Origin of the sequence: Rhodococcus sp. USK10 (assembly GCF_019378875.1) — a bacterium.
In the GTDB taxonomy this organism is placed as follows: domain Bacteria; phylum Actinomycetota; class Actinomycetes; order Mycobacteriales; family Mycobacteriaceae; genus Rhodococcus_F; species Rhodococcus_F pseudokoreensis.
On record NZ_CP076047.1, the window covers coordinates 1,245,209 to 1,269,061 of the forward strand.

The window sequence follows — 23,853 nt, forward strand, 5'->3', positions numbered from 1 at the left end:
AAGCACCCACGTTTTCACGTCCACTTCACCCCGACCGTGTCCTACTGGATCTCCCCCGTTGGGAAGCGATCCACGAAGCAATTTGGGTGCGTGATGCGAAGTCGAGTTTGGTGAGTATTCGTTCGACGTGGCCGTCGATGGTACGGGTAGATAACACCAACGACTCCGCGATGGCGCGGTTGCTCAATCCTTCTGCCACCAAGTTCGCGATCTCATTCTCGCGTTTGGTCAAGGGGGATTTCTCTGTTGGCTTGTCACTGCGGGTTTGATCGGGCCGGCCCAAGGCCAACGAGACTGCGGCGTCGAGGGTCATGGTCGCGTTCCGCCGCGCCAGCGCCGTGACGGCATGCTCTCCCAGTGCCTCCGAGGTTTTCTGCGCCGAGTGGACCGAGTCTTGGTGCAGGGGCTGCCCGAAGGCTTTGACGTCGGTCCCGAGCCCTGCCCACACCGCGGCCGCGGCACCGGCGAGGGCGGCCGCGGTCTGGAATTCTGCTGCCGATGCAGCGATCCAGGACAGGAGTTCGATCGTCAGTGCGGTGCAGATGCTGTCTTTGAATACCCTTTCGAGTCGGAGCGCTTGGAGGGCAGCCGTTTTCGCCGATTCGGGTTCGCCGCGCCGCCAGTGGCACAGGCCGGTGATCCACAAGGCATAGGAGCGATTCCACTGTTCGCCGAGTTGCTCACTCATCTCGATCGCTCGTCGGCAGGTCTTCAGTGCTGCCTCATCTTGGGCGTTGTATGTCTGAGCACTCGCGAGCTGGAACAAGGCGGTCAGTACCGACGCGGTATCGGCGAAGTCGGTGTGGATTTTGATGGCTTTCTCGTAGCGCGTGATCGAGCCGGTGACATCGCCGGTGGCGAAGTCGTGTAACCCTCGCCATTGAGTGGCATGCGCCCCCATCTTGCGGTCGCCGAGTGTATCGGCGATTTCTTCACACTCGATCAGCTTCTCGACTGCGTCGTCAGTATCGCCCTGCATGAGTGCGATCCAGGCACTGACCCATAACGCCTGCCCGCGTTGGCTTGTGGACATTGCTTCGGTATCGAGGAGCTGATCCAGCCAGCGGCGACCGTCGCTGAGATGGCCGCCGGCAACCCAGTGGTATCGGAGCAGAGATGCGAGTTCCGCGGCAGTCCCGGTTTCGCCGTCGGTATGGGCGGACCATTCGAGGGCGGACAGCAGGTTCGCGTGGTCTTCGGTCATCACCGCCAGTGCGTCGGCCTGGCCCGGTCCACACCAGCGTTCGACCATCACAGCGGCCTTACGAAGGTAGTGATCGCGGTGGCGCCGTTTGAGGGTCGAGAACTCACCAGATGGCTCGAGTACTTCCGCGCCGTACTCCCGGATGGTCATCAGTTGCCGGTATCGAACCCGTTCGCCGGTCCGTTCGGTGAGCACGATCGACTTTGCTACCAATCGATCCAGGAGGTCGATGAGCGATTCGGCAATCAGCGGCGCGAATCCACATACTTCTTCCAGGGCGTCTAGGTCGAAACTGTCGGGAAAAATCGATAGCCTGCCCCACAGCAGTTGCTCATGCTCGGTACAGAGGTCGAAACTCCAGTCGATGAGAGCCCGCAGGGTTTTCTGCCGCGGCATGGCGACCCGATCACCGCCGGTCAGCAGGGTGAACCGCTTGTCGAGGCGCTCGACGATCTGGGTGACCGACAGCGACCTCAATCGGGTGGCCGCGAGTTCGATGGCGAGTGGGATCCCGTCGAGGCGTTCACAGAGTTGGACCACTGCCTCGACATTTTCGTTGGTGACCTCGAAGTCAGGAAGGACGTGTCGGGCGCGGTCGACGAGGAGGCTGACCGCCTCGTAGTGAATGACCGCCTTGGCGGTGTGCGAGTGCCGGGCGGACGGGGTGGTCAGGGGAGGTATGACACAGATGCCTTCCCCGTGGATGCCGAGGGGCTCGCGGCTGGTGGCGAGGATGCGAAGGCCCGGGGCGGCGCTCAATAGCGTTTCGACCACCCGCGCGCAGTCCTGCAGGAGATGCTCGCAATTGTCGAGCACGATCATCAGCTGCCGTTCGAGCAGGAAGCTGACGAGCTTGTCCAGCGGATCGCGGTTCGATTGGTCCGGCAGATCGAGGGCGGAGACGATCACCTGGGATAGTCGAAGAGCATCCCTGAGACTGGCCAGCTCCACGATCCACACACCATCGCGGAGGCCGCGCCGAGAGCGTTCCGCGATCTCGAGCGCGATGCGGGTTTTTCCCACGCCGCCGGGTCCGACCAAGGTGACCAGGCGTGTTTCCGTCAGTCGGCGTTTGACGTCGGACAGTTCCCGTCGGCGTCCGACGAAGCTGGTGAGGGCGGCACGGGGAGGTCTCGGGGAACCGATGGAGTCGGCGGGTGGGTCTGTAGCTTGCATATGCTCACCCCATACCGCTGGGGCTGTGACTGTCAACACAGGCAGGTAATGGGGTGATCTCCCCCATGCGAACGGGTATCGATGACCGCGATGCTGGTTTCACACAAGCAGCAATGCATGGATGAAAAGCGCCGCTCCCTCGCCTGCTGTATGCGGGTAGCGGAGAGCGTGGAATGCCGATCGTCAACGGTTCAGTGCCCGTGAGCACAGCACCGTCGAGGAACCGCGCTATCTGGATAGGAAAGCGCGATCAGCGGCCAGTGCGCCGATCGGCTTATTCCTAAGGTCCAGTTAGGGAATCGCTCTCTCACAATCCACAGGAAGGCCATCGTCCGATGACGTCATCACAAGCGCTGCGGTCCGACGACTTTCGGCGGGCAATGCGGCACGTGCCCACGCCGGTCGCGATCGTCACGACAACCCGGGAAGGTGGGGCCGTCGGGCTGACAGTCGGCTCGTTTGCCGCGGTCTCCGTGGAACCGGCCATGATTACGTTCTTCGTGGACAACGCATCGACCACGTGGCCGAAGATGCTGGGGTCGCCGACCTTTGTCGTCAACATTCTAGGTCACGACAACGGCGCCCTGTGCCGTGCGTTCTCGCGACAGGGAGACCGGTTCGCCGATGTGGACTGGGCTCCTTCGAGCACCGGTGACCCGATCCTGTCTGACGCATTTGTTGCGTTGCAGTGCCGGATGCACTCGACACAGCAGCTCGGCGACCATATTCAGGTGGTGGGTGAGGTGATTGCCTCGGCCGTACAGCGAGCCACCCTTCCACTCGTGTACTTCCGCAGAGATTTCCTCGATCTCGCGCACCTCGTCCAGACGCCGGGGTAGGACGTGCGATCATGACTGTTGCCGAGCCGGTCATCGAATGGCCCTACCCTGACACGTGAGGTATCCGGAAGTGTTGGACCACTCGCCGCGGGGCGCGTGATCATCATTGCACGCGCAAGGAGCTGCGATCGTCTTTGCAGTTGCCACAGCGTCGACCAGGCAGACGGCGTGGGCTATCCGCTATTCATCAGGATTTCTGCAGATGGCAATTCCTGCCCCACGGGTGATCGTCTGCTGATCCCGCAGGCAGCTGAGATGTTCGGGCGGCGCCCGAACAGCGCGCACTCGAGCAGAAGCTGATGCAGCTGATGGGGAGGGCGCCCACTGAACCCATTCGCTTTCGTCTTGAACTCGACCTTGCCGCTCAACACACAGCATCACTGCGCCGCGCGCTTCGGATGCTGCATGCTGAAGCGATTGAACCGGGAGGACTAATCCTTGATCCAGTCGCCGCCGCTTTATTGTCGGGTCTTGTTGCCATGTCGTTGCTGGTGTCTCAACCACACAATTATCTCCACGCCATGCGAGGTCCGATCAAGCCCGCCCCTTCGAGTGCTCTCCGAGCCGCGCAAGAGTTGATCGATGCCGAACCAAGGGCAATTGGCACCGTGGGGAGCTTGCCGCCAGAGTGCACTCTAGCGTGCGGCCTCTGGAGGAGGGATTCCAACGTCATCTGAACATCTCGCCGATGAACTACCTCAGACGGACCAAACTTCACCGGGCACATCACGACCTCGTGTCCGCGAACCCTACCGACCACATTGTCGCGCTCATTGCGCATGGCTGGGGATATCGCCACCTCGGCCGATTTTCGCAAACCTACCGCTCACAGTTCGGAGAGCTTCCCAGCGAGACGTTGCACAAGTCCAAGCGGTGATGTTCGCCGCATCGGGGCGGCCTATGTGTAAGCGCCGAAGGACTGTAAGAACAGCGGTGTAACTCTGAAAGGAGATACGCCACTATGACTGATGTGATTGCTTGAGCCAGAGATGAACCCGGTTTATCCAGGGCCAGCGATGCGCGGCTGAGGGAGCGGGTCGAGCAGGCGCGGGCCGAAGGGTGCAGTTGACCGGCGACGGTGGGTTGTTGGCGAAGTTGACCAAGCTCGTGGTGGAGTCCGCGCTCGAAGGCGAGATGGACGATCACCTCGGTTATGGCACGAGCGACCCCGCAGGCCGGGGCAACTCCCGCAACGGTAGGCGAGCCTAGACCGTGTTGACCGAGACCGGCCAGGTCGAGCTGGAGGTGCCCTTTGCCCGGGAATCCTCCTTTGAGCCGAAGATCGTGGCCAAGCGGCAGCGGCGGCTGACCGGGGTGGAGGACATGGTGAGATCTCGGCGCACATGGCCGAGGCGAACGGAGCCGAGGTGTCCAAGCAGACGATCTCGACGATCACCGAACGGGTGATGGACGGCATGGCCGAGTGGCAGAACCCGCTGGATCCTGTGTACCCGGTGGGGGTCCTCCCTGCACGTAGCCGGCTATAGGTGTTGTCAAGCGGGCGCTCTGGCATGACTTCACGCCGCTCGCCGAAATGTGAGCGTATGGGTGTGCGGCCTGGCGACCGGTGGTCGTGCTGTGAAGCGGGGGGTGCCCGGCGCCCGTGCTGACGTATGCGACCTCACGCGGGAGATGAGTGGGTCATCCGGCGATGTGCGGGCTGCACCGCCGTTCCCAAAACTGCCTCCCAGTTCCGTGGTCATCTTGGCCGAGATCCTCTCAGCCCCGTTCTGTTTCCACGCAACTAATATGCTACAAATCAACCAGTTACACCGTTATATGGACAGGCCCACCGCCGATCCCGTCGACTGTGTTGACCCGAATAGCGGAATCGTATGTAGTGCATAGAATTTTTAGGTTGAGCCAATTTCTGAAGCGATCGCGACCACAGCCGGCATGACCTGGAGCGGTTCTGACTGCTGGGCCGAGAGGTCGTCGCAGTGGGTACTTGGCGGAGTGCTTTGTAGACGTTGTCGGCGAGCACGACGAGGAGCCCGATCAACATCAAGTAACCGCCCAGTCGGAGATTGGGAAGGCTCTCGATGGTCGGGCTCCACGTCGACAAACCTGTGACAGCAAGAATGCAGTGAACCCGACTGCGGCGCGGGCCGCCGATCAGCAGAGTGTGACGGCGTTGTCAGCCGACCGTCTCGCGTACTGGTTGCCCTTCGAGAGTGAGTGAGAATTCGTGGTAGCCGCTGTTGACAACATCTTCGCAGATGCCGCGATAGACGTTCGCCCCAGCAAGAAAGACAAGACAGACACGGGGCTTTCCTGGGACGTTGGCACCCATCCACCAGGAATTCGTACCCGGCAACAGGGACTGATCCGCGATCGCGTTGTTCTGGACCACCCAGGCGTCTTCGGCCTCCGCGGTGGGCTCAATCGTGTTGTGGCCGTGTGCACAGAGGTAGGTGATGGCGTCCGCCGCAAAGTCGACATGGTCCTCCACTGCGAGCGGCATGTTGTACAGGACAGAGGGGCTTTGGGGTCCTGTGATGGTGAACAGGTTGGGGAAGCCGTGGACCTGAATACCGAGGAAGGTACGGGGTCCACGGGCCCATTTGTCAGCCAACCTCTGTCCGTTGCGGCCGGTAATGTTCATCTTCAATAGAGGCCCTGTCATGGCGTCGAAGCCGGTAGCCAGGATGATCACGTCGAAGTCGTAGTCGTCGTGTGCGGTGCGCAATCCGCTGGGAGTCAGTGTGGTAATCGGTGCGTCCGAGACGTCGACGAGGGTCACATTGTCGCGGTTGTATGCGTCGTAGTACGCCGCTTCGAAAGTTGGCCGCTTCGTCCCATACGGATAGGTGGTGGGAACGAGCTTCTCCGCGAGGGCAGGATCATTGATGCCTTCCCGAATACGCTCGCGCACATAGTTCGAGATGGTGTCGTTGGCTGCTTTGTCTGTGACGATGTCGTTGAATGAAGCCGAGGAAATATGGAAACCACCGAGTTCCCACCGATCGTCATAGACGCGTCGGCGTTCCTCGGGGGTCACGGCCATGGCCGAGGGCAGGGGGTCACGGTCAAAGACGATGCCACCTTGGGTGTTGCGCGAGGCCATACGCATCTCGGGATATGTGGCTTTGATCCCGGCGACACGGTCGGGGTCGGCAGGGCCGTTGCGTAGAGGGGTGGCATAGGCGGGGGTGCGCTGGAACACAGTGAGGTGTTCGGCCTGCTTGGCCACTTCTGTGATGACCTGAATCCCGCTGGAACCAGTGCCGATGACGGCGACTCTTTTTCCGGTGAAATCAACGTCGTGGTGAGGCCACTTGCCCGTCATGTACAGCTCACCGGTGAAGACGTCGGTGCCGGCGAACTCGGGCTCTTTGGGAACGGAGAGGTTGCCGGCGGCGGAGATGAAGTAGCGGGCGCTAACGGTGTGGCCGGTGTCGGTGCTCACCTGCCACGTGGCCGTGCTGTCGTCCCAGACCACCGAGTCCACGCGAGTGTCGAACGTGATGTCGTCGTGCAACTCGAAGCGGTCGGCGACGTGATTGAGGTAGCGCAGGATTTCAGGCTGACTGGCGAATTTCTCTGACCACTCCCACTCCTGTTGCAGTTCGTTGGAGAAGGAGTACGAATAGTGGATGCTCTCGATGTCGCAGCGGGCGCCGGGATAGCGATTCCAGTACCAGGTACCGCCGACACCGCTACCGGCCTCGAAGACACACACCCGTAAACCAAGCTGATCGCGCAACTTGTGCAACGCGTACAGGCCCGCGAATCCGGCGCCCACTACTACGGCGTCGAAGTCAGGATGTGGAGCGGCAGCGGCTGCGTCGGCAGCATTGATAAGGGTGTCAGACATGACGGCCTTTCTGAGCGGGCTGACCAAGGGAGGCACGATGGACGCGATACCGGCAATCGGTGCTCTCATCGCGATGTGACCAGCATCTCTTTCGTGCGCTCTGCGCGCTGGGGGCAGATCACCCCCCTGCCTACCTGTGTTGGAAGCCCACAGAAACAGGCGCTCAGCGGCCATCAGGACGACCAGAGCCGGTCGCGCCGTTGCACGAAAGCGACGACGTTCTCCTCGGGAACTTCGAAGCCCGAGACGAGTGTGCGTGCGCGAGCGACCAGAAGGCTGACCACTTCGCAGTGCACGATGGTCTGAGCGCTGTATTGGGCGCTGTCACGTTGCTGAACGCGGCAAGCTGGGAGCTGGGAGAATGTGGCGTGACCACCCCAATGCCGTCGTACAAAGGCCACCGCTACCCGGTCGAGATCATCAACCACTGCGTGTGGTTGTACTTCCGGTTCCCGCTCAGCTTTCGTGAGGTCGAGGAGATGATGCTCGAACGAGGTGTCGTGGTCAGCTACGAGACGATCCGGCGGTGGTGCGCCAAGTTCGGGCAGGCCTACGCCAACCAGCTGCGCCGACGGCGGGCACGGCCCGGTGAGAAGTGGCACCTCGACGAGGTCTTCATCCGCATCAACGGCACCCAGCACTACCTGTGGCGCGCGGTCGACCAGGACGGCAACGTGCTCGACGTGCTGGTCCAGTCCCGCCGAAACGCGGTGGCGGCCAATCGGTTCTTCCGCAAGCTGCTCAAGGGTCTGCGATACGTGCCGCGGGTGATCATCACCGACAAGCTCGCCAGCTACAAGGTGGCGCACCGCGAGGTCCTGGCCTCGGTGGAGCATCGCCGGTCGAAGTATTTGAACAATCGAGCCGAGAACTCGCATCAACTTACAAGGCAGCGGGAACATGCGATGAAGCGCTTCAAATCGCCCGGGCACGCGCAACGATTCCTGTCCGCTTTCTCGGGTATTTCACCGCATTTCCGGCCCCGTAGGCACAGACTCTCGGCGCCCGAATGGCGTGCCGAGATGACCGATCGCTTCGCGGTCTGGCAGGAAGTCACCGCGATCGATTCCGCCGCCTGAGAGTGAACGGCCCGGCGGTGTCCCCGTAACAGCCTTCCCCAAACCAACTGCGCCGCTTTACTTTTATATTAACGTGACAGTGCCGGCCTGAGCCCGAACTGTACGAACATGTCGCCTTCGGGAGGGATGTCCCAGTGCCGCCAACGCCACGCGAAGTCCACTAGCTCTTCTTCATAGGTGAGCTTGTGCTCCCGTGTGCGTGCCGTCGACGGCTGCGCGGGTATTCTGCGTGATGGCCTTCGGCTTCGGGTGCGGACTCGCTGCTTCATGTGCGGACTTTCAGCTTTGTTGGATTTGGTTGGTGTCTTCTCGCCGCTGGCCGCATGGACGCGTGGTGAAGACTTGAGGTGTCGGTGTATTCAGTCGCGGGCGAATCGTTCTGGTGAATCGATCCGGGGCAGATCTCGGTATGCCGGTTGTCGCTGCTCGGTCCGAGCGGCCACCGATTCGGTGATGTCGTTGTCCGCGAGTGTCGCCGCACTCCAATCTGCGATACGGTCGAGCCCGTCCAAGGTGCTGTGGTCGCGGGCGTAGACGAGGGCAGACTTCGACCCCCACACAGCGAGTGGGCTCTTTTGTGCTATCTCGCGTGCGATCGCGGTGACCTCCTCGATCATTGTCTCGCGGTCCGCGAACACCTGGTTCACGAGGCCCACCTCATAGGCGCGGGATGCGGGCATTCGGGTTCCCGTGTAGACGAGTTCGCGGGCGATTCCGTCAGGGATGAGCTTCGGCAACCGCTGCAGGACACCGGCGTCGGCAGCCAGTCCGATGTTCGTCTCCTGTACGACGAAGAAGGCATCGGCTGAGGCGTAGCGCATGTCGCAGGCGGTCACGAGATCCACCCCTCCACCGATGCAGCCGCCCTGGATCGCAGCGAGCACCGGCATCCTGGCCTTCTCGACGGCCGTGAATGCATCCTGGAATGCCCGCACTCGTTGCCGCCGCGCGAGATTGGCGCGCCCGGCGTCGGCCACGGTCGCGTTGTGGTCGGCAAACGCGGACAAATCCATCCCCGCGGTGAAATGGCGCCCCGTGGACGAGAGCACCGCCGCGCGGATGCTCCCGTCGTTGCTGAGGTCACGAATGATCGCCGGAAGCTCGCTCCAGAACTCGGGAATCATGGTGTTGAGCGCTTCGGGCCTGCTCAGTTGGATGTGAGCAACAGCCCGATCGACTTCGACGGTGAAACACAGATACTTCATGATGGGGCTGGCACGAACTCGTAGGCGGGTATCTCTTGGGTGACGAGGTTGGGATCGGCGTCGGCCTCGAAGCTGTCGAGAATGGCGGCCTGCGCGTTGGGCGGCAGGGTGTGCAGGATCTGCCGTACCCTGGTCTGTCGGCGGGCTGCGGCCTTGCGGAAGGGCAGACCCGGTGTGGGTTGCAGCTGTGGGACGATGCCGGTGACCTCGTCGGTTCCGCCGTGATGGTGACCGGCGTCGACAAGGGCCTGTTCTTCCCGCATCTGGGAGTCGTCCTTTTCTTCGCTCATCCCGATCGGTCCGATTCGCCGTCCGTTGAGGAACTGCTCGACCACCGGCTCGTCGGATGTGAGGAGCACTTCTCGCGGACCGAACATCACGAGTTTCCGGCGAAACAGCATGCCGATGTTGTCGGGAACCGTGCGCGCGACCGAGATGTTGTGTGTCACGATCAGAATCGTCGCGTCGATCTCGGCGTTGATGTCGATGAGCAACTGACTCAGATACGAGGTTCGGACGGGGTCGAGGCCGGAGTCGGGCTCGTCGCACAAAATGATCTGCGGGTCCATCACCAGTGCCCTGGCCAGTCCGGCGCGCTTGCGCATACCGCCGGAGATCTCCCCGGGGAGTTTCTCCTCCGCGCCGAGCAACCCGACGAGCTCGATCTTTTCCATGACCTTGCGTCGGATCTCGGACTCACCCAGTCGGGTGTGTTCACGGAGGACGAATGCCACGTTGTCGTAGAGGTTCATCGAGCCGAACAATGCGCCGTCTTGGAAGAGAACCCCGAAGAGTTTGCGGATCTCGTAGAGCTCCTTGCTCGAGCATCCCATGATGTCGGTGCCATCGATGATGATCGAGCCCTGCTCGGGGCGGAGCAGTCCGATCAGCGATTTGAGGAAGACCGACTTGCCGGTGCCGGATGGACCGAGGAGCACGCTCACCTCCCCGGCGGGGAGTGTCAACGTGATGTCACCCCAGATTTTGTGGCTGCCGAAGGACTTGGTCAGTCCCTGGACCTCGACTTCGACTCCCATGGTGTGTCTCCTTCGAGAAGTGAATTGACTACGCACAGTTCAATGGATTTGGGGTGACTTCCCGATCACGTGGTGCTCGGGAAGCCACCCGGGCCGATCACGAGGTAGTGACTGTGCGGGCGCCCTGTCACTGCTCGTAGCGGGTGAGGCTATTTCCCCGACCACACCGGTGCCCGCTTCTCGGCGAACGCGCGTGGGCCTTCCTTGGCGTCGTCGGAGTTGCGCACCGAGGCGCGTTCGCGTGCGGACAACTGCCATGCATCGGCGTCGGAGGGAACGTTGCCGCCGATGATGTGCTGGGCGACTCGCTTGCTCGCCTGCACTGCCAGCGGGGCGTTCGCGCTGATGGTGTGTGCCAGCTCGAGGGCTCGATCGAGGACCGAGTCCGGCGAGACGATGTAGTTGACCAGACCGAGGTGCAGTGCGCGTTCGGCATCGATGGAGTCGCCGGTGAACATCAGCTCGTATGCCAGCTTTTTGGGTATCTGACGAGGCAGCCGGAACACTCCGCCTGCCCCGGCGATGATTCCCCGTTTGACCTCGGGGAGCCCGAATACTGCTGTGGTGGAGGCAACGGCCAGATCGCTGGCGAGGACGAGTTCGGTGCCGCCGCCCAGGGCGGCGCCGTTGACGGCGGCGATCGTGGGCTTGGAGATGTGGTGGGTGACGTAACCTGCGAACCCCCACGCCGCCCGGGGGCCGTCCTCCGGGACGATGGTCTCGCCGCGGGCGATCGCTTTGAGGTCTGCGCCCGCGCAGAACGACTTGTCGCCGGAGCCGGTGAGTACGACGGCGCGGATGTCACGGTCGTCCTCGGCGACTGCCATCGCGTCGCCGATGGCGATCGTGACTGCGGCGTCGATGGCGTTGCGCGCTTCGGGCCGGTCGATGGTGATGACGAGGGTGTGGTTGTCCCGTGCGACGGTGACGGGGGAGGTGCGTGTGTCAGGCAAGAGTGGTTTCCGTTCTATCTCCGATAGTGTGCTGGTGGCGCTCTCTAGGTGCGGGCGATGTATTGGGTCTGCAGTTGTGTGTAGGAGTCGAGGCCCCAGGGCCCGTTCTCGACACCGAGGCCGCTGTCCTTCACCCCGGTGAAGGGTGCTCTGGGGGAGGGGGCGGCGTGGGTGTTGACCCAGGCTGTGCCGCATTCGAGACGGTCGGCGACCTTCTGGGCGCGCTCGGTGTCCGACCCCCACACCGAACCGGCGAGACCGAATTCGGTGCTGTTGGCGCGGGCGATCGCGTCGTCGACGGAGTCGTAGCCGAGAATCGGGAGCGCGGGGCCGAACTGTTCCTCGGCAACAACACGTGCGCTGTCCGGCACGTCGGCGAGGATCGTCGGCCGGTGAAAGTAGCCGGGGCTGTCGTACGCGCTGGAATCGGTGGCGATGCGTGCTCCAGAGCGCACGGCCTCGTCGACGAGTGCGGTGACGCGGTCGCGTTGGGCCGGGTTGTTCAACGGCCCCAATTGGGTTGCCGGGTCGGTGCCGGCACCGACCGCCGCCGTGTCCGCGATGGCGGCCAGGGCCTCGACGTACTTGTCGTATGCGGACTGGGGGACGAACAACCGCTTGATCGCGATGCAGGTCTGCCCGTTGTTGATGAACGCCGACCAGAACAGTTTCTCGGCAATCGCACCGGGGTCGATGTCGTCGAGCACGATGGCGGCATCGTTGCCGCCGAGCTCGAGGGTCACGCGTTTGAGCGAGGTGGCGGCGGTCTCGGCGACCTGCTTGCCCGTTCGGGTGGAGCCGGTGAAGCTGATCTTGCGGGGAGTGGGGTGCGCGGTGACGAGAGGCCCGAGCTCGTTGGGTCCGGAGATGACATTGAGCACCCCCGCGGGCAGGACCTCGGTGAACAGTCGCCCGATCAGAAGGCTGGTCAGCGGTGTGAACGGCGAGGGCTTGAGCACCACACTGTTACCCGCTCGCAGAGCAGGAGCGAGTTTCCAGGATGCGAGCAGAATCGGGTAGTTCCACGGTGTGATGGCCGCGATGACACCGAGCGGTTTGTGATGCACCTCGATCCGCGCGGCGGCGTCGTCCTGGACGACCTGCACTGGCTGATCGAGCGCGGAGTAATAGGCGAACCACGCAGCAGCCGCGCCAATTTCGCGCCGGGACTCCGCTATCGGTTTTCCTTGCTCGATCGTCAGCAGGGCGGCGATCTGCTCGAGATTCTTCGACAGGTCTGCCGCGCACTCCTGCAGCGCGTGCCGGCGGTGCGCCGGGTCGGCTGCCCAGCTGATCTGGGCGCGTGCAGCGGACTGCATGGCCGCGTCGAGTTGGTCGGGAGTGCAGGCCGGAGCCTGGGCGTACGGCGCTCCCGAGGCGGGGTTTTCCACCGTGATCCACTCGGTGGATGTCACCGGCTTACCGTCGATGATCATCGGATAGTCGGACACGACAGCTTCCTCCAGGTTGTTCGTGGTAACTGTGAAAGGGGTGGTCTCAGAAGAAGAGACGCAGAATCCGCTCTTTGAGTGCGGTGACCGGCGGATACAGGATCGGCAGGTCCGGCCGCGTCTTGGTTGATACCAGAGACTTTCGATGGCTGAACGTTTCGAAACCCCACCGACCGTGGTACGAGCCCATCCCCGAGTTCCCGACGCCGCCGAACGGAAGATTCGGTGCCATGCAGTGGAGCCCGATGTGGTTGACGACGACACCGCCCGAACTGGTCTCGGCGATCACCCGGTTCGCGGCACGGCGTGACGGGCTGAACAAGTAGACCGCCAGCGGCTTTTCGCGGCCGCGGATGAAGTCGATGGCGTGATCGAGGGTGTCGACCGGAATGACTGGCAGGACCGGCCCGAAGATCTCCTCCTGCATGACCGGTGCGGTGACACTCGGGTCGAGAATGATCGTCGGTTCGATGGTCACCGCCGATTCGTCGACGCCGCCACCGGAGACGACGGTTCCGCCGTGGTTGGCGAGTAGCGCCACGATGCGATCGAACTGGCGACGATCGAGGATCGGAAGGGCGGAGTCGGGACCGGGCCGGAAGCGGGCGAGGGTATCGATCATCGCGTTGATGAGCGCCGGTGCTACCGATTTGGCGACCAGCACGTAGTCCGGGGCGATGCAGGTCTGGCCCGAGTTCATCAGTTTCGCCCAGATGATCCGGCGGGCGGCGACCTCGATGTCGGCGTCGTCGGTCACGATCACCGGGCTCTTGCCGCCCAGCTCGAGGGTGACCGGTGTGAGGTGCGGGGCAGCGGCGGCCATGATGCGCTGACCGACCGCCGGGCTGCCGGTGAAGAAGATGTGATCGACGCGTTGATCGATCACCGCCGCAGTTTCGGGTACGGAACCCTCGACGACCTCGACTGCGTCGGCATCCATATAGCGGGGGATGAGCTGCGCCAGGAGTGCCGACGACGCGGCCGCGTACTCGGACGGTTTGATCACGGCACAGTTGCCGGCCGCGAGCGCGCCGACCAGTGGTCCGAGTGTCAGGTAGAACGGGTAGTTCCACGGCCCGATGATCAGGACGACGCCCAGCGGTTCCCGGCGGATCCGGCCGACGCCGGGAAGCTGTGACAGCGGGAGCCGTACCTTGGTCTCGCCCATCCATTTCTTCAGGTTGCGGCGCGCGGTCTTGATCTCGAGTTGCACCGCCGCGATGTCGGCTAGCCAGGCGTCGGCCGCCGGTCGGCCGAGATCGGTGGCCAGGGCCGCCTGGATCTGTTTCGCGTTTTCCGACAGCAGACGGGACAACGCGTCGAGTTGCCGCTCGCGCCAGCGCGCCGACCCCGTCCGGCCGGTATCGAATGTTCGTCGGAGTCGGTGGACGACCGTGTTCACAGCATCGGCCGGGAAAGTAGCGTCCGCATGGGCAACGGTCCCGAGTTCGGAAGGCGCAGAATTGCTGTTCGAGGCAACCGAGGTCATGTCTACATCTCCAGTTCTAACGCGCGAGGGCAGTCACCCGAGCGATGACACACAACATAAACTGTCGCCTGTCTGTGGTCAATGCCACATTCGGTTCCCTCGTCTTCTGGGGTTATTCCACTGTTGGCGACGGGCGACATTGAATGTAATATGTCACCATTGTGACACAGCACACCTTGTAGTGGAAGGGATTGGCGTGACGGACACCATCAGCGATTCGTCCTTGGACGAATTTCGGGCGAGAGCGGCCGACTGGCTCGCAACGAAGGCACACCAGCATGGCTGGCTGCGAACCCCGGACGGTTCACGGCGCCGCGTCGGCGCGGGCGACCACGAAGCGGTCGAACGCAACCAGGAGTGTCAGCGGTTGCTCTTCGAGGGCGGCTTCGCTGGCATCAACTGGCCGACCGAGTACGGCGGCCAGGGTCTCGGGCTGCGTGAGCAGATCATCTTCAACGAGGAGTCCCGCAAGTACGACCTTCCCTTGGTGGTCTTCATCATCGGGCTGGGCATGTGCGGACCGACGATCCTCGCCGCGGGGACCGACGAGCAAAAACGCCGGTACCTCGAACCGATGCTGCGGGGCGAGGAGATCTGGTGTCAGCTGTTCTCCGAACCGGGCGCGGGCTCGGATGTCGCCGGCCTGACCTCGCGAGCGGTGCTCGACGGTGACGAATGGGTCCTCAACGGGCAGAAGGTGTGGACGTCGGGTGCACATCACTGCCAGTTCGGAATAGTTCTGGCGCGCACCGACTCCTCGGTCCCGAAGCACAAGGGCCTGACGATGTTCATCCTGGATCTGAGAACTGCCGGGGTCAGCCTGCGGCCGATCCGCCAGATCGACGGTGGGGAACACTTCAACGAGGTCTACTTCGACAATGTCCGGATTCCCGCCGACCAGGTTCTCGGCGGTGTCGGCAACGGATGGCAGACCGCCACGACCACATTGATGAACGAGCGGGTTTCCCTGGGGGCGGTCCGCCCCCTCGATGACGTGCATTCGACCCAGGCGCTGATCGCACTCGCGGCCGAGAAAGGCCTCACCGGCGACACGTCCATCCGGCGCCAACTCGCCGACCTGTGGATGCGGGAAACAGTGGTCGGTCTCCTCGGGCAACGGATCACCGCGAGCATCATGCAAGGCAAACAGCCCGGACCCGAGGGGTCGGTGGCCAAACTCGTCCGCACCGATTTCTCGAACAAATCAGCCGAATTCGGTTTCGCGCTCGCCGGTGCGGGGGCGGCCGCATGGCCTGCCGAGGCGCCCACGGGCGACAGCTTCGCCAACACACTGCTGTTCGTGCCGTCGCTGTCGGTCGCCGGCGGCACCGACGAGGTGCTGAAGAACATCATCGGGGAACGCGTTCTGGGACTTCCGAAAGAACCTCAGGTCGACCGCGACATCCCATTTCGCGATTTGAAGGGCAGATGAATCAACGATGAGCATCATTTTCGACCAGGAACAGCAGGCTCTGCGGGAAGCGACCCGGCAGTTCTTCACCGAACAGTTCTCCAGCGACGCGATCCGATCGCAGATGGCGACAAGCCGGGGATTCGAGGAGAAGGTCTGGCTGCGCATGGCCACCGAACTCGGGCTCCAGGGACTGGCGTTGCCCGAGGAATACGGCGGCGCCGGAGCCGGTTTCGTCGAACAGTTGGTGGTACTCGAGGAGATGGGCCGGGCGGTCGTCGGTTCCCCCTATTTCAGCACCGTCGCCCTCGCGGCAAACGCGCTCACGGTCAGCGGGGACGCCGCCGCGCAGAAGGAACTGCTCCCGGGCATCGCTGACGGCTCCACAATCGCGACACTGAGTTTCCTCGACGCCACCGGTGCGGTCGACGTCGAGGGCCACGCACTAGTGGCCACCACGTCACCGGACGGATTCGTGCTCGATGGTCGAGGCTACTTCGTGTCCGACGGCCACGTCGCTGACAAGATCCTCGTGGTCGCCGCAACCGCTGCCGGGACCTCGCTGTTCGTCGTCGACACCCAGTTGCCAGGCGTTACCGCCGCCGAACTGGACACCCTCGATCAGACCCGTAAACAGGCGCATCTGACGTTCGAACAGGCTCCCGCAGTCCTGGTCGGCCGGGCGGGCGGCGGATCCGAGATCGTCGAACGCACAATCGATCTGGCCCGAATCGCGTTGGCCGCCGAGCAACTCGGTGGCGCCCAGCGCTGCCTGGACATGTCGGTGGAGTACGCGACGATGCGCTCACAGTTCGGCCGCAAGATCGGTAGCTTCCAGGCGGTCAAGCACCGGTGTGCCGACATGCTGATCGCCATCGAGGCCGCACGGTCCGCCGTCTACCACGCGGTGCAACTGGCGGCCGACCCCGCAACCGCGGACAGCAACGAACTGCGGTTGGCCGCGCCGATGGCAAAGGCACTCGCCTCCGAGGCCTACATGTACGCCGCACGGCAGAACATCCAGCTCCACGGCGGAATCGGCTGCACCTGGGAACACGATGCGCATCTGTACTACCGCCGTGCACACGCCTCGACCGCCTTCCTCGGCGGCATCGAAGAGCAGCGCGAACGCCTCGCCACCCGTCTGGGCATCTGACATGACCGTATCGATCGACATTCTCCCCGACCAGCTCCCCCGGAGCCTGGACTACCCGACCGTGACGGTGCCTGCCGTACTGGCCGGTGCGGCCCGCGCCTACGGTGAACGCATCGCGCTCATCCACGGCGAGGAACAGATCACGTACACGCAGTTGTGGGATACCGCGAAGGCGTTCGCGTTCGCGCTCGCCGAGCACGGCGTCGGCCGCGGCGCCACCGTGGCGTTGCACCTGCCCAACAGCATCGAGTTCGCCGCCGCCTACTACGGCACCCTCATCGCCGGAGCCACCTACTCCCCGACGAATCCGCTACTGCCTCCCGACGATCTGGCGTTTCAGCTCAACGACTGCAACGCCGCCGCCGTCGTCACCCACGACATGTCGGCGCAGGCCCTCGACGCGGTCGTCGCGGGCACCGACGTGCGGCTGGTGGTGCAAGTCGGGACCCGGCCGGCCCCGCATTCGGAGCCGTTCGCGGCGTTCGTCGACACGAACGGCCGCCTCGAACCCACCGCCGACCCGGCACACCTCGACGACCTCGCCCACATCTCCTACACCGGCGGCACCACCGGACGGTCCAAGGGCGTCGAACTGACCCACCGCAACGTGGTCGCCAACATCGTCCAGTTCACCGCGTGGAACCACGGCGCGCTCCCGCAGGTCACGGCCGACGGCGCGCTTACGTTCGACCAGGTCGGCAGCGAAGGTGACTGGCCGGTCCGGCTGGGGAGCGGCACAGCGATCAACCTCACCCCATGGTTTCACGCGATGGGGTGTGTCGGCTCGCTGAGCGTGCCGTTCGCTGCCGGCGTCACCCTCATCCTCCACGACCGATTCAACCCGGCCACCTACCTGGCGGACGCGGAGAAATTCGCAGTGACATCGATGAGCGGTGCACCCGCCCTCTTCGCTGCGCTGCTCGCCAGTCCTGATCTCGCACACCACGATGTCGGCAGCGTGCGGAACATCAGCTCCGGTGCCGGCCCGTTGCCGCACAGTCATATTCGCGCCATCCGCAATCGGTTCTCCCGCGCGACCATCACCGAGGGCTACGGGTTGACCGAGGCCACGATGGGGGTGGCCATCGGGCCCACGTGGGTGTCCGGGCAGGGCAAGCCCGGCACCGTCGGTGTCCCGGTGTTCGACACCGAGATCAAACTGATCGATCCCGAGACCGGAGCCGACGTCGAGCTCGGTGCCCGGGGTGAGATTCTCGTGCGGGGCCCGCAGGTCATGCGCGGATACCACGACCGCCCGCAGGAGACGGCGGAGGTTCTGACCGAGGGCTGGCTACATACCGGTGACATCGGAATCGTGGACTCGGACGGCTATCTCTCGATCGTCGACCGCAGCAAGGACATGCTGATCTACAAGGGATACAACATCTACCCGCGTGAGATCGAGGAGATGCTGCTCGCTCGCCCCGAGGTGCACGGGGCCGCGGTAGTGGGCCGCCCGGACGCCGCGGTCGGGGAGGTGCCGGTGGCCTTCGTCGTCCTCGCCGCCGGACCCGACGTCGACCTCGACACCCTGCAACACGAAGTCAATGCGGGTCTTCTGCCGTACAAGCGCATCAAGGAAATGCACGTGATCGACACGTTGCCGGTCTCGGGTGCAGGCAAGATCCTCAAACGCACCTTGCGTGAACGGCTCACCGCCACCGCTGCCGACGGTGCGGAGGTGGTGACGCGATGACGGCCCCGGCACCGCGCACCGGACCGCTCTCGTCGCTCCGGGTGATCGAGTTCGCCGGCATCGGACCAGGGCCCTTTGCCGCAATGATGTTGGCTGACATGGGCGCCGACGTCATCCGAGTCGACCGGACGCGGTCCGGGAAGACGTTGGCAACCGACGGCGCCCACCCGGATCTGCTCAACCGGGGACGGCGCTCGGTTGCCCTCGACCTCAAGTCCGAGGACGGCCAACGCACCGCACTCGAACTCGTTGCCGGTGCCGACATGCTCATCGAAGGGTTCCGCCCAGGTGTGATGGAACGACTGGGCCTGGGCCCACAGGTGTGCCTGGCCCGCAACCCCCGGCTGATCTACGGCCGGATGACCGGGTGGGGGCAGTCGGGGCCGCAGGCCGCGTACGCCGGCCACGACATCGACTACATTGCGATCACCGGAGCGCTGTACGGATTCGGCCGCCGCGATGAGCCGCCGGTGCCGCCGTTGAACCTGGTCGGTGACTTTGCCGGGGGTGCGATGATGCTGGCGTTCGGGCTGGTGTCGGCCGCGTTGGAAACTCGGGACAGCGGGCGGGGTCAGGTGATCGACGCCGCGATGGTCGATGGTGCGGCGGTGTTGACGACTGCCATCCACGCCCTGCGCAATCGTGGAGTGTGGACCGACGACCGTGGTGTGAATCTCCTCGATACCGGGGCACCGTTCTACGAGGTGTACGAGTGTGCCGACGGGAAGTTCGTCGCAGTCGGGGCGATCGAACCGCAATTCCACCGGGTCCTGACCGACCTGATCGGGCTGGACGAGAACTGCGGCGGGGTCGAGTCGGAGGCGGATCGCATGGATCCGGCGCAGTGGCCGGCCCGCAAACAGCAGTGGTCAGCGCTGTTCCGGACCAAGACCCGCGACGAATGGTGCGCACTGGCCGAGCGCAGCGACGGGTGTCTGGCCCCGGTCCTCGATTGGAACGAGGCGCCGCACCATCCGCACCTGGCACATCGGCAGACGTTCGTCGAGCACGCAGGGGTGGTCCAGCCCGCCCCGGCGCCGCGCTTCAGCCGGACACCAGGGCAGATTCAGCGTCCGGCGCCGCACCCCGGCGAACACACGGACACGATCCTGACCGAGCTCGGGCTCACTTCGCCAGCAACGCCTTGACGATGAAGTCGCGGATGTAGATTCCGCGTTCCTCGTCGCTCGGAGTCAGCACGGTGGGGTGGGTCAGGAACCAGAACTCCTGGTACGTGATCCACCGCACCGTCCGAGCGAAGTCGAGATCATCGGCGACCACGCCGCTCGCGACGTACCGCTCCAGGATCGGGAACCAATTTGCGTTGCGGGCAGTGAACAGTTCGTCGGAGCCGAAGACGAGTTCTGCCATTTTCGGCGCCACAGCCGGGTCGAGCATGGCATCGAAGAGGGGGAATTTCTGCGCGGCCTTCAACTCTTCGACGAACAGCGTCACCAACTGTTCGGCGGAGGGATCGGCGGCGGCGATCTCCGAGAGCTGCTCACCCATCTCGGTGAGCTGTTGAACGAACATGGCGATGAGTAGGTCGTCCTTGCCGGAGAAATACTTGTAAACGGTCTGCCGGGCGATGCCGGCGGCGCGCGCGACGTCTTCCATTCCGAACTTGGTCACAGTGAAGCGCGCGACGACCGGGCGCGCCGCTTCGAGGATTCGCTCCCTGGTCACCGATGTTCCACTGTGAGTTGGCATTTGCGTCCGCACTTCCGTTGTGTCGACCTGTCGCCACGGCCAGCCGAGCTGACACGCGACAGAAGTTGTCAATTACGTGCCACAGTACCCCGCCGAGCGCGTGCGCGGAGGGTCGCAGCGCGCTGCGCGTGAGGAACGGCCTGGCCACACCCCTTGGCGCCAAGCGACAAATAATGTAACCTGTCATCAGGTGTGATGCGTACCACCGCCGCACCGCACAATCCCAGGAGGCTCAAATGGCAACCACGGAATCCGTCCGACCCGCCGGTGTCGATGTCCCGGCCGACGTCCCGCAGGGACGTTTTCTGGGGCGGACGGTCAACTACGAGCATGCGGCGGGCATCTACGGACGACCCGACCTCGAATTCATCACCAGCCACTACAACATCGGCGACGAGATCGGCTACCGCGCGTATGCGGCTCTCAAGCCGCTCAAGGGCCGCGGCAAGGCCATGTTCGATCAGGCGGTCGAGCACGGAATCGACTCGGTCGAGAACCCACCCGCCGAACTGATGGAACTGTTCAAGTCCGTTGACACCGTGCCGGACTGGGTCGACTGGGACCAACTCCACCGCGGTAGCGTCGCTTACTGGCGCGCCGGCAAGATCGTCGTGATGACGCTGGCGTATGCGGCCATCGGTGCCGGATTCCGCACCTACGGCGGGTCACGGCCGCTGGTGCTCAGCCGCCGGCTCATCGAGCGTGACCAGGTTGGTCGTCGACTGATCGAAACGCTGCGGTGGGCCGCCAATTCTTCCAAGCCCGAAGGCATGCGCCGCGACAATGAGGGTTTCCGGACCACCATGGAGGTCCGCTGGATCCACGCCGCCGTGCGCTATCACCTCTCCCGCAACGACGACTGGGATTGGCAGGACTGGGGTCTGGTCGTCAGCAATGTCGATTCCATCTACACCATGGGATGCCTGTTCTGCGAGGCGGTGATCGATGCCTTGGAGAAGGCCGGAATCAAGCTCAGCGACCAGGAGAAGGAAGACATCACCGCTCTGTGGCGGTACATCGGTCACATCATGGGCATCCCCGAGGACATCAACTTCAGGGATTGGCAAGACCTCAAGCGGAAGTCGGCCATCGTGAAGATGCTCGAACACCCCGCCGACGCGGGATGCCGGGCACTGATGAAGTCGCTCACCGACTACATGTGTGAAGAGGAGATCGAAGGCTACGAGGTCATCCCGAAGGTCATCGACAAGCGCCTCGACGCCGACCAGAAACGGACACTGACCTACGGGCTGATGCGGGCGTGGGCAGGCGACGACATCTGCAACCAGCTCGGCATCCCGAACAATCGGCTCCGCTATCTGGTTCCGGCGGCGAAGCCGTTCCTGGCGCTCTACGACCGCATCACCCGCAAGCTGCCGCACGACGACGAGGCGAAGGCGTGGCGGGCCATCGAAGCCTTCGGAGTCGCCACCAGGGTGCGCGAAGGAGAAACGGTAGTGGCCGATTCCGAGGATGTCGTGCTGAAACTGGCCTGCAACAGTTCTCGCGCCCACGAAATTCTTCACAAAGTGTGACCCGCCGCTACGCCCTCACATCACGTCCATAGACCGAAACGAGAAGTTACATGCACGACGCAGTCATCATCGACGCCGTCCGATCCCCCCTCGCCAAAGGCAAGGCCGGTGGCGCCCTCGCCGAGCTCCATGCCGTCGAACTGCTGTCTCAGACCATCTCGCAGCTGCTGGCACGCAACGACCTCGATCCGGGCCTGGTCGATGATGTTCTGGTCGGCTGTGTACAGCAGGTCGGCGAGCAGGCCGGCAACGTCGGCAGGATGGCGTGGCTGGCCGCGGGTCTTCCGCAGCACGTTCCCTCCACGACCATCGAACGCAAATGCGGCTCGAGCCAGCAGGCCGCGCACTTCGCCGCCCAGGGCATCATCGCCGGCGTATACGACATCACCGTCGTTGCCGGTGTGGAATCGATGAGCCGAATCCCGATGGGATCGACCACGATCGGCATGGATCCCTACGGTCCGTCGGTAGCCCAGCGATACGCGCCCGGTTTGGTCCCGCAGGGTGTGTCGGCGGAGTTGATCGCCGCGAGGTGGAAGATCACCCGTGAGCAGCAGGACGCGTACTCGGCCCGCTCACACGAGCGGGCACTCGCACGAGCAGAAGCGGGTCGGCTGGACAATGAGATCGTCCCCATCGTCAGCACCGGAAGTGACGGGGTCCGCCGAATCGTCGACCGCGACGAAACACCCCGCCCCGGTACCACTGCCGAGAAGCTCGCCGGCTTGAACCCTGCGTTCGTGAAGACCCAGGCAGATCAGCGTTTCCCCGAAATCGACTGGTCCGTGACCGCTGGAAACTCGTCCCAGATCACCGACGGCGCCAGCGCGATGCTCGTCACCAGTGCCGCCGTCGCGGACAAGCTGGGACTTCGGCCGCGCGCCCGATTCCACTCCTTCGCGGTGATGGCGGACGATCCGATCCTGATGCTCACCGGTCCCATCCCGGCCACCCGGAAGGTGCTGAGCAGGTCCGGCCTGACGATCGACGAGATCGATCACTACGAGATCAACGAGGCTTTCGCCCCGGTGCCCCTCGCCTGGCAGGCAGAATTCGACGCAGATCCCGCCAAGCTCAACCCCGCGGGTGGGGCCATCGCGCTCGGACACCCCCTGGGAGCCTCCGGTGCCCGGCTGATGACCACCATGCTCAACTCGCTCGAGGAGACCGGCGGACGGTACGGACTCCAGTCGATGTGTGAAGCGGGCGGCATGGCCAACGCAACCATCATCGAACGCCTCGCTTAACCCCCAGAACGGCACCATTCGCAGAACACCTCTGCCATATCACACCGAACAGGACAGCAATGAACATCGAGAACGCCTCAGTCATCGTCACCGGCGGGGCCTCGGGCCTCGGATTGGCCACCGCGAAGCGTCTGGGCAAGGCCGGCGCATCCGTCGTGATCGTGGATCTTCCGACCTCCCGCGGTGAGGAAGTGGCCACCGAGATCGGTGCCCGATTCGCGCCGGCAGACGTCACCGACGAGGCCGCGGTCAACGCCGCCCTCGACGTCGCAGAATCCGGGGGCAAGCCGATCCGGGCGGTCGTGCATTGCGCGGGCAGCGGTCACACCCTGCGAATCCTCGACAAAGCGGGCAATCCGGCACCACTCGAGCATTTCGTGAAGGTCATCAACATCAACCTGATCGGATCGTTCAACGTTCTCCGATTGGCCTCGGCTCGGATGGCTCGCAACGAAAGCCTCGACGGTGAGCGAGGCGTGGTCGTGCTGACGGCATCGGTCGCCGCCTACGAGGGACAGATCGGCCAGATCCCCTACGCCTCCTCGAAGGCGGGCATCGTCGGCATGACGATCGTCGCGGCACGCGATCTCGCGGGCAAGGAAATCCGCGTCGCCACGATCGCACCGGGAATCTTCGAGACCCCGCTGCTCGGGCGCCTCTCGGAGGACGTGCGTGCCTCCCTCGGCAAGTCCGTTCCGCACCCCAAGCGCCTGGGAACCCCGGACGAGTACGCACTGCTCGCCGCCCACATCGTCGAGAACCCGATGATCAATGGAGAAACCATCCGGCTCGATGGCGCAATCCGTATGGCGCCGCGGTGACTACGCCGAGCACACACAACGGGGTAT

18 protein-coding genes and 1 pseudogene are annotated in these 23,853 nt (G+C 63.8%); 11 read left to right on the forward strand and 8 right to left on the reverse strand.

From position 1 onward, the window contains the following. Window positions 1-25: 25 nt before the first annotated feature. The gene (locus I1A62_RS06355) at window positions 26-2,380 is read right to left on the reverse strand and encodes a LuxR C-terminal-related transcriptional regulator (protein WP_219454828.1); all 2,355 of its coding nucleotides are present in this window, start codon (window positions 2,378-2,380) and stop codon (window positions 26-28) included. A 380-nt stretch (window positions 2,381-2,760) separates the two neighbouring features. Here I1A62_RS06355 and I1A62_RS06360 point away from each other — a divergent pair, with 380 nt between their 5' ends. The 3 genes and pseudogenes from I1A62_RS06360 to I1A62_RS06370 form a co-directional block, all read left to right on the forward strand. After that, entirely contained in the window at window positions 2,761-3,219 is a 459-nt protein-coding gene (locus I1A62_RS06360) for a flavin reductase family protein (RefSeq protein ID WP_257890488.1), read from the forward strand. A gap of 628 nt (window positions 3,220-3,847) precedes the next feature. Beyond that, window positions 3,848-4,096, forward strand: a complete 249-nt coding sequence (locus I1A62_RS47110; RefSeq protein WP_374710690.1) for a helix-turn-helix domain-containing protein — start codon at window positions 3,848-3,850, stop codon at window positions 4,094-4,096. 147 nt (window positions 4,097-4,243) lie between these two features. Further along, window positions 4,244-4,676: pseudogene (locus tag I1A62_RS06370) on the forward strand (transposase); the annotation flags it as partial. Window positions 4,677-5,356: 680 nt separating this feature from the next. Here I1A62_RS06370 and I1A62_RS06375 read toward each other — a convergent pair. Further along, complete coding sequence (locus I1A62_RS06375) at window positions 5,357-7,036, reverse strand: NAD(P)/FAD-dependent oxidoreductase (RefSeq protein WP_219454834.1); 1,680 nt, start codon at window positions 7,034-7,036, stop codon at window positions 5,357-5,359. Window positions 7,037-7,416: 380 nt separating this feature from the next. Between I1A62_RS06375 and I1A62_RS06380 the strand changes: the two genes are divergently transcribed. Beyond that, window positions 7,417-8,115 carry an IS6 family transposase gene (locus I1A62_RS06380; protein ID WP_219455158.1) on the forward strand — a complete coding sequence of 233 codons (699 nt, stop codon included), beginning with the start codon at window positions 7,417-7,419 and terminating at the stop codon, window positions 8,113-8,115. A gap of 359 nt (window positions 8,116-8,474) precedes the next feature. On the opposite strand, the gene I1A62_RS06385 is transcribed toward I1A62_RS06380, so the two are convergent. The 5 genes from I1A62_RS06385 to I1A62_RS06405 form a co-directional block, all read right to left on the reverse strand. Continuing rightward, a complete protein-coding gene (locus tag I1A62_RS06385; RefSeq protein ID WP_219454836.1) occupies window positions 8,475-9,320 on the reverse strand; it encodes a crotonase/enoyl-CoA hydratase family protein in 846 nt (281 codons plus the stop codon). Then, window positions 9,317-10,357 (reverse strand): ABC transporter ATP-binding protein, encoded by a 1,041-nt coding sequence (locus tag I1A62_RS06390; RefSeq protein ID WP_219454838.1) that lies wholly within the window; start codon window positions 10,355-10,357, stop codon window positions 9,317-9,319. Before I1A62_RS06390 ends, I1A62_RS06385 begins: the two co-directional genes overlap by 4 nt. A gap of 149 nt (window positions 10,358-10,506) precedes the next feature. Continuing rightward, on the reverse strand, window positions 10,507-11,310 hold the full coding sequence (locus I1A62_RS06395) for a crotonase/enoyl-CoA hydratase family protein (protein WP_219454840.1): 804 nt from the start codon (window positions 11,308-11,310) through the stop codon (window positions 10,507-10,509). Between the two features lie 44 nt (window positions 11,311-11,354). Then, on the reverse strand, window positions 11,355-12,761 hold the full coding sequence (locus I1A62_RS06400) for an aldehyde dehydrogenase family protein (RefSeq protein ID WP_257890489.1): 1,407 nt from the start codon (window positions 12,759-12,761) through the stop codon (window positions 11,355-11,357). A gap of 46 nt (window positions 12,762-12,807) precedes the next feature. Further along, window positions 12,808-14,250: an aldehyde dehydrogenase family protein gene (locus I1A62_RS06405; protein WP_219454841.1), complete on the reverse strand. Its 1,443-nt coding sequence runs from the start codon at window positions 14,248-14,250 to the stop codon at window positions 12,808-12,810. A gap of 196 nt (window positions 14,251-14,446) precedes the next feature. Here I1A62_RS06405 and I1A62_RS06410 point away from each other — a divergent pair, with 196 nt between their 5' ends. Genes I1A62_RS06410 through I1A62_RS06425 form a run of 4 tightly spaced genes read left to right on the forward strand, consistent with a single transcriptional unit; the run spans window position 14,447 to window position 19,661 of the window. Then, a complete protein-coding gene (locus I1A62_RS06410) occupies window positions 14,447-15,682 on the forward strand; it encodes an acyl-CoA dehydrogenase family protein (protein ID WP_257890490.1) in 1,236 nt (411 codons plus the stop codon). A 7-nt stretch (window positions 15,683-15,689) separates the two neighbouring features. Continuing rightward, a complete protein-coding gene (locus I1A62_RS06415; RefSeq protein ID WP_219454844.1) occupies window positions 15,690-16,817 on the forward strand; it encodes an acyl-CoA dehydrogenase family protein in 1,128 nt (375 codons plus the stop codon). A 1-nt stretch (window position 16,818) separates the two neighbouring features. After that, window positions 16,819-18,513, forward strand: a complete 1,695-nt coding sequence (locus tag I1A62_RS06420) for a class I adenylate-forming enzyme family protein (RefSeq protein WP_219454846.1) — start codon at window positions 16,819-16,821, stop codon at window positions 18,511-18,513. Then, the gene (locus I1A62_RS06425) at window positions 18,510-19,661 is read left to right on the forward strand and encodes a CaiB/BaiF CoA-transferase family protein (RefSeq protein ID WP_219454847.1); all 1,152 of its coding nucleotides are present in this window, start codon (window positions 18,510-18,512) and stop codon (window positions 19,659-19,661) included. Before I1A62_RS06420 ends, I1A62_RS06425 begins: the two co-directional genes overlap by 4 nt. Here I1A62_RS06425 and I1A62_RS06430 read toward each other — a convergent pair. After that, the gene (locus tag I1A62_RS06430; RefSeq protein WP_219454849.1) at window positions 19,639-20,199 is read right to left on the reverse strand and encodes a TetR/AcrR family transcriptional regulator; all 561 of its coding nucleotides are present in this window, start codon (window positions 20,197-20,199) and stop codon (window positions 19,639-19,641) included. The genes I1A62_RS06425 and I1A62_RS06430 overlap by 23 nt on opposite strands. A gap of 260 nt (window positions 20,200-20,459) precedes the next feature. On the opposite strand from I1A62_RS06430, the gene I1A62_RS06435 reads away from it, so the two are divergent. From I1A62_RS06435 to I1A62_RS06445, 3 genes are read left to right on the forward strand one after another with little or no spacing between them, the layout of a single operon-like run. After that, window positions 20,460-21,758: an oxygenase MpaB family protein gene (locus tag I1A62_RS06435; RefSeq protein ID WP_219454851.1), complete on the forward strand. Its 1,299-nt coding sequence runs from the start codon at window positions 20,460-20,462 to the stop codon at window positions 21,756-21,758. A gap of 50 nt (window positions 21,759-21,808) precedes the next feature. Continuing rightward, a complete protein-coding gene (locus I1A62_RS06440) occupies window positions 21,809-23,005 on the forward strand; it encodes a thiolase family protein (RefSeq protein ID WP_219454852.1) in 1,197 nt (398 codons plus the stop codon). 59 nt (window positions 23,006-23,064) lie between these two features. Further along, complete coding sequence (locus tag I1A62_RS06445) at window positions 23,065-23,826, forward strand: SDR family NAD(P)-dependent oxidoreductase (protein ID WP_219454854.1); 762 nt, start codon at window positions 23,065-23,067, stop codon at window positions 23,824-23,826. Window positions 23,827-23,853 lie beyond the last annotated feature (27 nt).

What these genes read in the sequence shown, in the direction of transcription:
- I1A62_RS06355 (WP_219454828.1), bottom strand. Translation starts at nt 2,380, where the DNA reads ATGCAAGCTACAGACCCACCCGCCGACTCCATCGGTTCCCCGAGACCT.
- I1A62_RS06360 (WP_257890488.1), top strand. Translation starts at nt 2,761, where the DNA reads ATGCGGCACGTGCCCACGCCGGTCGCGATCGTCACGACAACCCGGGAA.
- I1A62_RS06375 (WP_219454834.1), bottom strand. Translation starts at nt 7,036, where the DNA reads ATGTCTGACACCCTTATCAATGCTGCCGACGCAGCCGCTGCCGCTCCA.
- I1A62_RS06380 (WP_219455158.1), top strand. Translation starts at nt 7,417, where the DNA reads ATGCCGTCGTACAAAGGCCACCGCTACCCGGTCGAGATCATCAACCAC.
- I1A62_RS06385 (WP_219454836.1), bottom strand. Translation starts at nt 9,320, where the DNA reads ATGAAGTATCTGTGTTTCACCGTCGAAGTCGATCGGGCTGTTGCTCAC.
- I1A62_RS06390 (WP_219454838.1), bottom strand. Translation starts at nt 10,357, where the DNA reads ATGGGAGTCGAAGTCGAGGTCCAGGGACTGACCAAGTCCTTCGGCAGC.
- I1A62_RS06405 (WP_219454841.1), bottom strand. Translation starts at nt 14,250, where the DNA reads ATGACCTCGGTTGCCTCGAACAGCAATTCTGCGCCTTCCGAACTCGGG.
- I1A62_RS06415 (WP_219454844.1), top strand. Translation starts at nt 15,690, where the DNA reads ATGAGCATCATTTTCGACCAGGAACAGCAGGCTCTGCGGGAAGCGACC.
- I1A62_RS06420 (WP_219454846.1), top strand. Translation starts at nt 16,819, where the DNA reads ATGACCGTATCGATCGACATTCTCCCCGACCAGCTCCCCCGGAGCCTG.
- I1A62_RS06425 (WP_219454847.1), top strand. Translation starts at nt 18,510, where the DNA reads ATGACGGCCCCGGCACCGCGCACCGGACCGCTCTCGTCGCTCCGGGTG.
- I1A62_RS06435 (WP_219454851.1), top strand. Translation starts at nt 20,460, where the DNA reads ATGGCAACCACGGAATCCGTCCGACCCGCCGGTGTCGATGTCCCGGCC.
- I1A62_RS06440 (WP_219454852.1), top strand. Translation starts at nt 21,809, where the DNA reads ATGCACGACGCAGTCATCATCGACGCCGTCCGATCCCCCCTCGCCAAA.
- I1A62_RS06445 (WP_219454854.1), top strand. Translation starts at nt 23,065, where the DNA reads ATGAACATCGAGAACGCCTCAGTCATCGTCACCGGCGGGGCCTCGGGC.